The sequence below is a fragment of the Acinetobacter sp. SwsAc6 genome (genome assembly GCF_013391565.1).
Taxonomy (GTDB): Bacteria; Pseudomonadota; Gammaproteobacteria; order Pseudomonadales; family Moraxellaceae; genus Acinetobacter; species Acinetobacter cumulans.
Genome location: NZ_JACAXE010000003.1, coordinates 113,356 through 124,809, shown reverse-complemented (window position 1 = coordinate 124,809; position 11,454 = coordinate 113,356). Strand labels below are relative to the sequence as shown.

11 protein-coding genes are annotated in these 11,454 nt (G+C 41.9%); 4 read left to right on the top strand and 7 right to left on the bottom strand.

Translation table 11 applies throughout. The features are described 5' to 3' along the window. Positions 1 to 268: 268 nt before the first annotated feature. Complete coding sequence (locus HYG93_RS03210; protein WP_106984216.1) at positions 269 to 850, top strand: DUF805 domain-containing protein; 582 nt, start codon at positions 269 to 271, stop codon at positions 848 to 850. 109 nt (positions 851 to 959) lie between these two features. Next, entirely contained in the window at positions 960 to 1,925 is a 966-nt protein-coding gene (locus HYG93_RS03205) for a mechanosensitive ion channel family protein (protein ID WP_106984215.1), read from the top strand. Here HYG93_RS03205 and HYG93_RS03200 read toward each other — a convergent pair. The 5 genes from HYG93_RS03200 to prfB all read right to left on the bottom strand — a co-directional run bounded on the left by HYG93_RS03200 (position 1,911) and on the right by prfB (position 6,910). Next, the gene (locus HYG93_RS03200) at positions 1,911 to 2,621 is read right to left on the bottom strand and encodes a 16S rRNA (uracil(1498)-N(3))-methyltransferase (RefSeq protein WP_106984214.1); all 711 of its coding nucleotides are present in this window, start codon (positions 2,619 to 2,621) and stop codon (positions 1,911 to 1,913) included. The genes HYG93_RS03205 and HYG93_RS03200 overlap by 15 nt on opposite strands. A gap of 221 nt (positions 2,622 to 2,842) precedes the next feature. Further along, entirely contained in the window at positions 2,843 to 4,123 is a 1,281-nt protein-coding gene (locus tag HYG93_RS03195; RefSeq protein ID WP_106984213.1) for a 3-deoxy-D-manno-octulosonic acid transferase, read from the bottom strand. Positions 4,124 to 4,227: 104 nt separating this feature from the next. Continuing rightward, positions 4,228 to 5,316 (bottom strand): alkene reductase, encoded by a 1,089-nt coding sequence (locus HYG93_RS03190; protein ID WP_178961843.1) that lies wholly within the window; start codon positions 5,314 to 5,316, stop codon positions 4,228 to 4,230. Between the two features lie 43 nt (positions 5,317 to 5,359). Beyond that, positions 5,360 to 5,659: a helix-turn-helix transcriptional regulator gene (locus tag HYG93_RS03185; RefSeq protein WP_106984211.1), complete on the bottom strand. Its 300-nt coding sequence runs from the start codon at positions 5,657 to 5,659 to the stop codon at positions 5,360 to 5,362. A gap of 155 nt (positions 5,660 to 5,814) precedes the next feature. After that, a protein-coding gene (gene prfB, locus HYG93_RS03180; protein ID WP_106984210.1) for a peptide chain release factor 2 occupies positions 5,815 to 6,910 on the bottom strand; the annotation gives its coding sequence in 2 pieces (ribosomal slippage) (positions 5,815 to 6,837 and positions 6,839 to 6,910; 1,095 coding nt in all). A gap of 183 nt (positions 6,911 to 7,093) precedes the next feature. Between prfB and HYG93_RS03175 the strand changes: the two genes are divergently transcribed. Beyond that, the gene (locus HYG93_RS03175; RefSeq protein ID WP_178961840.1) at positions 7,094 to 7,894 is read left to right on the top strand and encodes a putative porin; all 801 of its coding nucleotides are present in this window, start codon (positions 7,094 to 7,096) and stop codon (positions 7,892 to 7,894) included. A gap of 324 nt (positions 7,895 to 8,218) precedes the next feature. Continuing rightward, a complete protein-coding gene (locus HYG93_RS03170) occupies positions 8,219 to 9,004 on the top strand; it encodes a putative porin (protein WP_106984208.1) in 786 nt (261 codons plus the stop codon). Between the two features lie 88 nt (positions 9,005 to 9,092). Here HYG93_RS03170 and recJ read toward each other — a convergent pair whose 3' ends face one another. Together recJ and pdxH are read right to left on the bottom strand one after the other, a co-directional pair. Beyond that, positions 9,093 to 10,796, bottom strand: a complete 1,704-nt coding sequence (gene recJ, locus HYG93_RS03165; RefSeq protein WP_178961838.1) for a single-stranded-DNA-specific exonuclease RecJ — start codon at positions 10,794 to 10,796, stop codon at positions 9,093 to 9,095. After that, positions 10,796 to 11,452 carry a pyridoxamine 5'-phosphate oxidase gene (pdxH, locus tag HYG93_RS03160; RefSeq protein WP_106984206.1) on the bottom strand — a complete coding sequence of 219 codons (657 nt, stop codon included), beginning with the start codon at positions 11,450 to 11,452 and terminating at the stop codon, positions 10,796 to 10,798. The genes recJ and pdxH overlap by 1 nt, the downstream gene beginning before the upstream one ends. Positions 11,453 to 11,454: the final 2 nt, after the last annotated feature.

Genomic DNA, 11,454 nt, shown 5'->3' with positions numbered 1-11,454 from the left:
TGTTATTCATGGTTCTTTATGCAGTATTGCGCTTATTTTTTGTACTGATCAATCATGCTTTGGTCGCAGCCTGATACTTTCATTTAAACCATAAGCAGGCTGCTAAATTCAACAATTTTTGATCTGATTTTCATATCTCAGCAGTCAAATTACTTTTATAATACGGCTGAAATTGCATGTTTTTTTTAGTGAATGAGTTCGTATCTTCACAGTATATTCATGTCTTAATTCTGAATTTCATTTATATTGCTAACGACTGGCACAGCCCATGAATCCACAAGAATCTTCACCATTTTTCTCACGTAATCCTCCGCCTACACCAGACAATCCACTGTCATTTAATGGTCGCTTTGGACGTCTGAGTTTTATTGGTTGGTATACCTTCTTTCATATTGTGATGTTCTTCGTTGGTTTTGGCCTCACCTTATTTACTGGTGTGATTAACCTGACCAGCTTGAATGTAGACAGCCAACTGCTTCAAACATTCGCCAGTGCCACAGGGCTGAGTTATACCCTGCTACTGTTGGTCTACCTGTATTTTAGTATGGTGCTGATTAGTCGCCGCTTACATGATCTAAATAAATCAGGTTGGTGGATGCTCTTGTTCTTTATACCTGTGCTAAATGTTCTTTTTATTCTTTATCTTTTATTTGCTGCAGGTAATACCCACCCGAACCAATATGGCTGGCCGCGTCCAAGTGCAGTCTGGGAAAAAATTCTGGCATGGCTGATGATTATTTTGACGGTGCTAAGTATCTTGGCAACGGGCAGTCTGGTGTCATTTATGATGGGCTCTGGTCAAATTGAAACACCACAAGAAGTGATTCAAAAAGGCACTGCATATTTTTAAGTCAACTACAAACCTTGAGCAAAACAACACAGAATACCTTGCATTTTTCAGTTAAGTTCTTGCTCAATTTAAGGCAAAATACAGAAAACTTTTATCAATCGGAATATTCGTGGCCGAACAAACAAATGGCTTGGGTAATGTTGCTCAAGACACAACACAGCTTCTACAAGAAGCAACAGAAAAGACGGCGCAAACCGTGTTGCAACACACTGCAAAATACAATGATGCCTATAGCACCATCGATAAGTTTGTCGATGGTTTCTGGGAACGTGTCCCATATATTTGTATTGCATTGTTTGTATTTACAATCTTTTATTTACTCTCAAAACTGTTCAAGTTATTTGTCCGTAAAGCCCTCTCTGAACGTTCTTATACAAAACAAAACTTAGTTTTGGTACTGAACCGTGTAGGCACTTCGGCCATTATCTTTATTGGCTTTTTAATTGCCATGGTCATTGCCATTCCAGGCTTTACACCAGGTCAGCTGATGAGTGCTCTGGGTATTGGTTCTGTAGCCATCGGTTTTGCATTCAAAGATATTTTCCAAAACTTACTGTCTGGTATTTTAATTTTACTGGGCGAACCGTTCAAAATTGGCGATGACATTATTGTGTCTGGCATGGAAGGGACGGTTGAAGATATTCAAATTCGTGCAACCTTCCTACGCTCACCAGATGGTCGTCGTATTGTGATTCCAAACGCGACGGTATATACCAGTGCAGTAACCGTTAACACAGCTTATCAACGTCGTCGTTGTGAGTTTGTGGTGGGCATTGGCTATGAAGACGATATTCAAAAAGCCAAAAAAGTCATTTTAGGTATTCTAGACAAAAACACCGCAATTTTAAGCCAACCTGGTTTTGCGGTGAATGTAAATGCATTGGCTGACTTTTCGGTGAATTTGAATGTGCGTTGGTGGGTAGATACAACTGAAACCACAACGGCTGCATCTGTCAGCGAAGTTCAAGAACAAGTGATTGAAGCCTTCACACAACACGGCATTTCAATTCCTTACCCTGTACAGGAAGTGAAAGTTTTCCGTGGCGAATCTGAAGCGGTATCAGAGACTAAATAAACGCCCGAACACATAGGGAATAACCGTTTCTGTACGAATAATACGGTTGCCTAAGCTCACTGCTTGGCAACCGTTTTTTATGAGCAAATCAACCTCATAAGGGATAAATCCACCCTCTGGCCCAATAATAACTGTACAAGGATGATCAATCGCCACAGGCATCGCTTCTGTGACATAAGGATGAGCAACAAATGCAGGCCGATCTGCTGTAATCAGCGTAGGAAGTACATCTTCCACAAAAGGCTTAAAGCGCTTGTGCAGCTCAATTTGCGGGGCAATCGTATCGCCAGCTTGCTCCAAGCCTAAATCAACATAATGACTTAACTGCTGTAAAAATGGCGTTTGCCAATAGCTTTTATCTACACGGTAACTGTGTAGCAAAATAATTTTTTCTACCCCCAGCGTAACACTGTCCATAATTAAGCGACGCAGTACTTTAGGCCGTGGCAATGCCACAATCAAAGTCACGGGCAATTTGGCAGGTACAGCTTCTTCGTGTAAGGCTTTAAGCTGAATCTGCTGTTCAGACACATTCACTATTTGGGTTAAATAGCGTTTACCTTCACGAACCCCTACTTTTAAGGTATCGCCCACCTGCACATCTACATGCGTGCGTAAGTGTTCTAACTGACGTTTGGCAGTAATACTCCAAATTTCAGATGCGGTTTGACGTGGATCGAGAAGGACGAGATTCATATAAGCCTAAGATAAAAAAGCATGTTCAAGACAAAAAAAGGCAATGCAAATATTTGCCATCGAGGACGGCGACATGGATGTCGCCGGTATGCCGAGATACAGGATGTATCTTCGGCATACACAGGATTTTTGCTACTTTTAATCCTTAAAAGTAGAACACGCCTACGAATCGCATGTTCCAATATCACCATCAAATCTGGTAGTGATTCTGCTACAGATACTTAAAGATACTGATCAATCACCGCAATATGCTTTGCTAAAGACCCTGTATTCTTCTGCATAATCCGCTGTGCTGCTGTATTTAAAGCCTGCGCCTGTTGTTCATTTTCAAGCAGTTCAATTAACTGTTGAATAGCTTGATCAGCATCCTGCGCAACCAATACAGCATTCACCACAACAAACTCATCTACAATGGTTTGAAAATTAAAATAGTTTTTACCTAAAACCGTCGGCACCTTCAGCGCAATCGGCTCTAAAATATTATGCCCACCCCCAGGTTCATTCAGCGATCCACCCACAAAGCAGGCTTGACTTAAAGCCAACCATTGCCAAAGCTCGCCCATACTATCGGCCAAATACACTTGCGTGTCAGACAGAATAGCCTGCCCTAGACTTCGGCGCTGCGTGCGCAATTCTAAAGTCTGTGCGACTGCAAAAACCTCATCAAAGCGTTCGGGATGACGTGGCACCACAATACAAAGCAGTTCGGGATGACGCTGCAAATACGGTTTTAATGCGGTTAAAAGGGTCTGTTCCTCAGGCGCATGTGTGCTAGCAATGGTCACAATTTTTCGGCCCACCAAAGACCAATCGGCTTTTAACTGTGTTGCCTGCTCAACAGCATGCTGTGGTGCATGAATATCAAATTTAATGCTTCCTACCACCTGACTGCATTCAGCTTTCGCACCCAAGGCTATAAAGCGTTCTAGCGCCGCCTGATCCTGCGCTAACAACTGATCCAGTCCCTGTAGCATAGGACGAGTTAAACTCGGTACTTTAGCGTAGCCCTTCGCCGACTTTTCGGATAAACGTGCATTAATCAATAAACATGGCACTTGTAGCTGTTTGGCTTGGTCGATCAAATTCGGCCACAGCTCAGTTTCAACTAAAGCCAACAGTTTAGGCTGATATTTTTCAATAAAATGTTTAACCAAATACTTTTGGTCGGCAGGTAAATAAACCGCTTGAAATAGCGCTTCGTATGGCGCTTTTAAAAATAAAGATTTGGCACGGGCCTGCCCTGTTTTTGTCGTATTGGTGACTAAAACAGGATGTCCTTGTTTAAGATAATGTTCTATTAAAGGTTGTGCAGCGTTGGTTTCACCTACCGACACCACATGAAACCAAATCGCATGCAGATTTTTGACTGGCTGAAATGGGCCAAAACGCTCAAGGCATTCTTGCTGATACTGCGCATCATTGTCGGCACGCTTTTTAATACGTGAACGATACAAAGGCTTAATGATGGAAAGCGCTGCGTTATACCAAAAAGGAGTAGCCAAATAGAATGCTCTGATGCGGATAGTCACGCAGAATATAACAGAGCCGCATCAACTTGTTAATCGATGCGACTCAAATCTATTTGATTCGATAACAGCTCACGGATTTAGTTGTGTGCCTGACCTGCACCAAATTTATCCTGCAAACTTGGATAATCAATATAGCCTTCTGCTGTTTGCGAACCAATCATATTGTCAAAAACCAGTTCATTTAAAGGTGCATTTTGAACTAAACGTTCAAACAAATCAGGATTGGCAATATAGGCTTTACCAAAAGACACCGCATCTGCTTTCGATTTTTCAAGTAAATCAATCGCATCATCACGACTTAATTTCATATTCGCAATGTATGGCACACCGCCTGAACGCTGTTTTAAATATTCACTTATACTGTCATTTGCCAAATATTCACGAGTAAAGAAAAACGCGATCTTGCGCTGACCTAACTGTTCCAATGCATAACCAAAGGTTTCACGTGGATCATCATCACCCATATCATGCTCGTCACCACGTGGTGCCAAATGCACACCTACACGGCCTGAACCCCAAACTTCAATCAGTACATCAACAATCTCTAGCAACAAACGTGCACGGTTTTCGACAGGACCACCATATTCATCAGTACGAAGATTGGTTTTTGTTTGCAAGAACTGATCAATTAAATAACCGTTAGCACCATGTAGTTCTACACCGTCAAAACCCGCCTCTTTTGCACGTATGGCCGCTTGTTTAAACTGTTCAACAATCGCTTGAATTTCGGCAATTTCTAAGGCACGTGGTAATACATATTCACGTTTTGGACGCAGTAGACTGACATGACCTGCTTGCTGTACAGCACTTGGCGCTACAGGCGTTTCGCCATTGAGTAAGTCAGGATGCGATACACGCCCCACATGCCAAAGCTGGGCCACGATTAAGCCACCTTGGTCATGCACGGCCTGAGTCACTTTCTTCCAGCCTTGTACTTGTGCATCATTAAATAGCCCTGGGGTATTTAAATAACCATTGGCTTCTTCTGAAATTACTGTCGCTTCGGAAATAATTAAACCCGCACTTGCACGTTGCGCATAGTACTGCGCCATCATATCGGTTGGCACACGGTCAGCCGTTGCACGACTTCGGGTCAAAGGCGCCATCACCACACGGTTTTTAAGATGTAAATCGCCAAGAATTAAAGGAGTGTTAAATTCAGCCATTGTCGCCTCTTCACCCACGGATATTGAAATCGTTTTTTTGAGATCAAAGTGAGTTTTGTAAGTAATCAATATATTGCTGAATAAGAGCTTCATTGCGTGAAAAATACGACCATTGCCCGTATTTTTCTGCTTTGATTAAACCAGCCTGTTGCAGTACCGACAAATGATTAGACATAGTCGACTGCGAAACATTACCGAGTTTTTCAATATTGCCTGCACACACCCCACGGTTAAAACCGCCACATTGTTCTTCAGACAAAAACTGCTCTGGAGATTTTAACCATTCCAGAATCTGCCTTCGGGTTGGGTTTGCCAGCGCTTTAAAAATTAAATCGATATCCATGATTCAGACCGGTTGAATGAATTCATAATAAAAGCAGCGCAAAGCGTTATTCAGCTTCTACAACCAATATATCGTATTTTTTCGATTTTAATATCGATTTTTTTAAATATATTGTAAACAAACTGAAAACGCTTTGTTTTTAAATAAGATTTAAATTAAAGCCCTTGCTTCAAGCTAGCTTCAATAAACTTATCTAAATCGCCATCCAATACCGCACCTGTATTTGAGCTTTCTACACTGGTACGCAAATCTTTAATACGCGAGTCATCTAAAACGTAAGAACGGATTTGACTGCCCCAGCCAATATCAGACTTGGTGTCTTCTAAAGCTTGTGCTGCATCGTTACGTTTTTTCATCTCTAATTCATAGAGTTTTGCACGTAATTGTTTCCAAGCATGGTCACGGTTGGCGTGCTGTGAACGCTGGTTCTGACATGCCACCACAATACCTGTTGGCGCATGCGTCAAACGTACCGCAGAGTCAGTTTTGTTAATGTGCTGACCGCCCGCGCCTGATGCACGGTAAGTATCTGTACGAACATCCGCAGGGTTAATATCAATTTCGATATTGTCATCCACTTCAGGCGAAACGAAAACTGCAGAGAATGAAGTATGACGACGGTTACCTGAGTCAAATGGTGACTTACGAACGAGACGGTGTACACCAGATTCAGTACGTAACCAACCGTATGCATACTCACCTTCTACACGGATCGTTGCAGATTTAATCCCTGCCACATCACCATCAGACTCTTCCATCACTTCTGCTTTAAAGCCATGACGTTCGATCCAACGTAAGTACATACGTAGTAGCATAGACGCCCAGTCTTGTGCCTCCGTACCACCAGAACCTGCTTGAATTTCGACATAACAAGGGTTCGGGTCCATTGGATTACTGAACATACGACGGAATTCTAATTTTGCAAGCTCTTCTTCAGCAGTGGTTAATTCTGCTTGTACATCCACCAATAAGCTTTCATCTTCAGCTTCAACAGCCAAATCCAGCATGGCTTGTGCGTCATCTAATTGCTCAGACAAACCTTCAAGCACATTAATGACATTTTCAAGCTCGCCTTTTTCTTTGGCCATTGCTTGTGCGCGACTTTGGTCATTCCAAATCGCTGGGTCTTCTAATTCACGGAGAACTTCTTCTAAACGCTCTTTCTTTAGATCGTAGTCAAAGATACCCCCGTAGCGTTTGACCACGTTCGTTCAAGTCTTTTAGCTGGAGTAGATAAGGATTAATTTCCACGTGAATTCTCTCAAATCAAAATTTTGGCTTAAATAGCCCGCAATTATAGCACAGACCGTTTATGCAATTTCAGCCCCAACATGCGAATCATCGATTGACTTTGGTGCTTACTTTATAAACAATACGCACGCTTTTGAAGCATTTGCTGCACTTTTTTTACATACAAAACTAGGATAATAAATAATGAATAAATTATTCATCGCATTGGGTTTAATGGGTTTAGCAAGTACAAGCTTTGCTTATAATGGCCAAGTTGAAGGGGGCTATACATTCCGTGATTATGATAGCAATGCTGTAGATACTTCTGGCTTATTTGAACTAAAAGGCACTTTCTACTTCGACAATGTCAACGCGAAAGGCCCTTTAAATGAAGCAGCGTTCTTAGGCCATAACAGCAATGTTTATTTAGGCTATGCTTACGACTTCACCAAACTCAATACAATATTAGGCCAAACACCTAAAGATGAAACCAACCTTTTCACAGCTGGTATTGAGTACTTTGTCGATCAATTTTATCTCAATGCTGAACTCGGTTATGGTCAAGAATCAGTTAAGCCACCGAAAAAAGACTATGATATTTTCACTTACCGCGCGCTTGCTGGTTATATGCCAATTTCAAACTTGCTTTTGGCTGCAGGGATTGATGGCTACAATACCGACCTTCCAAATTCTGATGACACTCGTTTTGCCATCCAAGCAAAATATGTAGCACCAGTAAGCAATGGCCAATCGATTAATCTAGAAGCTGGCGCTGAGTTTGGGGATATTGACGAAGTTCGTTTAGGTGCTGATTACTACATTAACCCTGCTCTAAGCCTAGGTGTGGGTTATGAATCTATCGACTACGGCAACAATACTGCTGATGAAGATACCTTCCTGATTCGTAGCAAATACTTCATCAATCCAAACTTTGCTGTGGGCGGCGCAATTGGTTTTGGTGATGATCTAAACACCTACAACATCAATGCAACTTTACGCTTCTAATCTTCTAAATTTGCAATAAGATTGTATAAAAAAGACGCGTTTTTAGACGCGTCTTTTTTCTTAAACACATCTAATACCCCCAACAATAAAGATTAAAAAACAAACAAAAACAATGAAATTCACAAAAAATCCTTAATTTTAATAAAACTAAACATTATATTTTTTACATTAATATTCAAAAAGATAGTGAACATATTTTACATAAAATTACCGTGGAAACATTTCTGTAACTTTCTAAAATTTGACGGGGCTGAAAATTTCTCTAGACTGAAACTTGTAACAAAAAATGTATTTATTAAGGCAAATTTCAGAGGGGTATGATCCATGAAAAAATTAGCACTTGCTTCAGCACTACTTTCAGTTGTTGCAATTACAGGTACTGCTCATGCATACCAAGCAGAAGTTGGCGCGTCAGCAGCCTATATTGATCCAGACAATGGTAGTTCAGGTAGCGAATTCGGTGTAAATGGTAAATATTACTTTAAGCCTGTTCAAACACGTAACGCACCACTTGCAGAAGCTGCGTTCCTTGACCGCGCAAGCAATGTTAATGCACATGCAACATTTGCAGATCGTGGTGATGTAGACGACAACACTTACGGCGCTGGCATTGAATACTTCGTGCCAAACTCTGACTTTTACTTAAGCGGTGACATCAGCCGTAATAATTTAGAAGTTAAAACACCACTTGGCAAACGTGACTTTGACACCACTTATTATGCAGCTGAAGTGGGTTACCTTCCAGCACCTGGTTTCTTAGTTGCTGCGGGTGTGAAAGGTTATGATAACGACAATGACAGCGGTGCAGATCCAACAATTCGTGCCAAATACGTAACAACACTAAGCAATGGTAAAGACATCAACTTAGAAGCTGGCGCGTCATTTGGTGACCTTGATGAATTTAATGTGAAAGCAGATTACTTCATCGACAAAACATTCAGTGTAGGTGCTGATTACTACAACAATGATCTTACTGATCAAAGCGAAGTAGGCATTAATGCACGTAAATTCATCAATCAACAAGTCAGCCTAGAAGGCCGTGTTGGATTTGGTGAAGCTGGTAAAAATGATTACAACTCATTTGGCGTAGCAGCAAAATACCGCTTCTAATTCAAATTAGATTCTCCACAAAAAAAACCGCTCTTAAGAGCGGTTTTTTTGTACTTAATTAAATGTACAGTGATTTAGCCCTACCCCATTACTGCTCCAAATGCAGAACTCTGAGCTGTAAATTAGTCACGCCATTAAAAGTGTTTTTATCCAGCTCATACACTATACGAAGCTCGGATTGCATAGGATCAAACTGATATTTATCCGCAGCATTAAAAGCAATCGCATCAACCACTTGCCCTGAAGCCAGCGCCAAACGTAGTTTTAAATGGATGTCTTTCAGCCAGCGATAGTCAACCACTTTAAACATCCCATCAAAAATGGGTGCAGGAAATTTTTGTCCCCAAGGGCTTAAGTTTTGTAAAAGATCGACCGTTTCAAGATGAAAAGCATAATCAGGAAGCTCACCATCAGTCCACAAAACTGCTTGAAATAGCTGTTCATCTTGTGTGGCCATTAAGGCCTCAAAAAACTGCTTAAATTTACCAAAATGTTCTTTTAAAATACTTAAGCCTGCTGCAGCAGCATGTCCACCAAAATGACTGATCAAATGCGGATATTGCTCGGCAATTTGCTCTATACAATCTCGGATATGAATGCCCTCAATTGAACGCGCTGAGCCCTTAATATGCAAGCCATCTTCATCCGAAGCAAAGACAATACTCGGTCGATGGAACTGCTCTTTTAAACGTCCTGCGACAATCCCAATCACACCTTGGTGCCAATGGGGTTCATACATAATAAGCGCTGAAGGCAAGTCTTGTATATCGAGTTGAATCGTCTCTAGCTCAGCCAGAGCTTCTTGCTTAATTTTACCTTCAACTTGACGGCGCTCAACATTCAATTGATTCAGTTGCTGCGCCAAAGCATAGGCCTGATTCAAATCTTGCGCCAATAGACATTCAATGCCGATGTCCATCGTTTCCATACGGCCAGCCGCATTAATCCGTGGCCCAAGCACAAAACCTAGATCCTGCGCTTTAAGGCTTGCTGGATCACGCCCAGCAATATCTAATAACGCAGTAATACCTGGGCGACACTGCCCTTGCTGGATGCGCTTTAAGCCCGCATCAATTAAAATTCGATTATTATAATCGAGGCTTGCGACATCGGCATAAGTGCCTAAAGCGACCAAATCCAAATACTGCACCACAGCTGCAGTGGATTTTCCGAGCTTTTTACGGTGGGTCGCCAAATTGGCCAATACATAAAAAGCCACCCCAACACCTGCTAAGGCTTTACTTAGAAATGGGCAACCTAGCTGATTCGGATTGACTACTGCTTCTGCATGAGGCGTTGGCTTAGTGGTTAAATGGTGATCTGTGATAATCACCTGCATGCCATGCGCCTGTGCTTGCGCTACACCAGTATGACTGGAAATACCATTGTCGACCGTAATGAGTAAATCTGGGGTATAAGTACAAAATGCCAAATCAGCAATCGCAGGCGTTAGGCCATAACCATATTTAAAACGGTCTGGGACTAAATACTCAACCTGTGCACCCATTTGACGAAGTACTAAGACCATCAGTGCCGTACTTGTCGCACCATCCGCATCATAATCCCCAACAATCACAATCTTCTGCTGCTGGTCTATGGCCTGATCAATGCGCTGAATAGCTTGCTCGAGCCCTTTCATTTCAGGGGCGAGTAAAAATTTAAGCTTTAAATCTAATTCTTGTTCCGACCTAACACCACGACGTGCCAAAATTTCGGCAATAAAGGGCGCAACGCCCTGAAAAGATTCAGGGCGTGACAATAAGGGTCTATGTTTAATTAACATCTTAGGCATTAAGGCATCAGTCTTTGCAGTGTCCAAACACCATCTACTTTTTCATAGCTCAAGCGATCATGCAAACGGTTTGGTCGCCCTTGCCAAAACTCATAATGGTCTGGCTGTAAACGGTAGCCTCCCCAAAATTCTGGCTTATTGAGTACCGTTTGACTTTCAACCTGATCATGTAAGCGCTGAAAGCGATCTTGCAGTTCTTCACGACTTTCAATCACACCACTTTGTGGTGTACTAATATGCGCAGCAATTTGACTGTCACGTGGACGCTTATGGTAATAGTCTATGGACTCAGCTTCATCAATTTTAATCACGCGTCCGCTCACACGAATTTGACGCTCTTGCTCTTGCCAATAAAACAGCAATTCCGCATACGGGTTCTCAGCAAGATCATTGCCTTTTTGGCTGTCATAGTTGGTATAAAAATCATAACCCAACAAGGTTGCGCCACGTAGCAAGACCGTACGTACATGTGGACGACCTTGCGCATTAGAGGTTGCCAAAGACATTGCATAAGGCTCAGGTAATTGAGCCTCTAATGCGTGATTAAACCAAGCCAAAAACTGCTCATGTGGATCTGCATTTACCTGATCCTCATGCAACTCTGCCTTTTGATAACTCAGACGAAGCTCACTTAAGTCTTTAATCACATCACTCACAG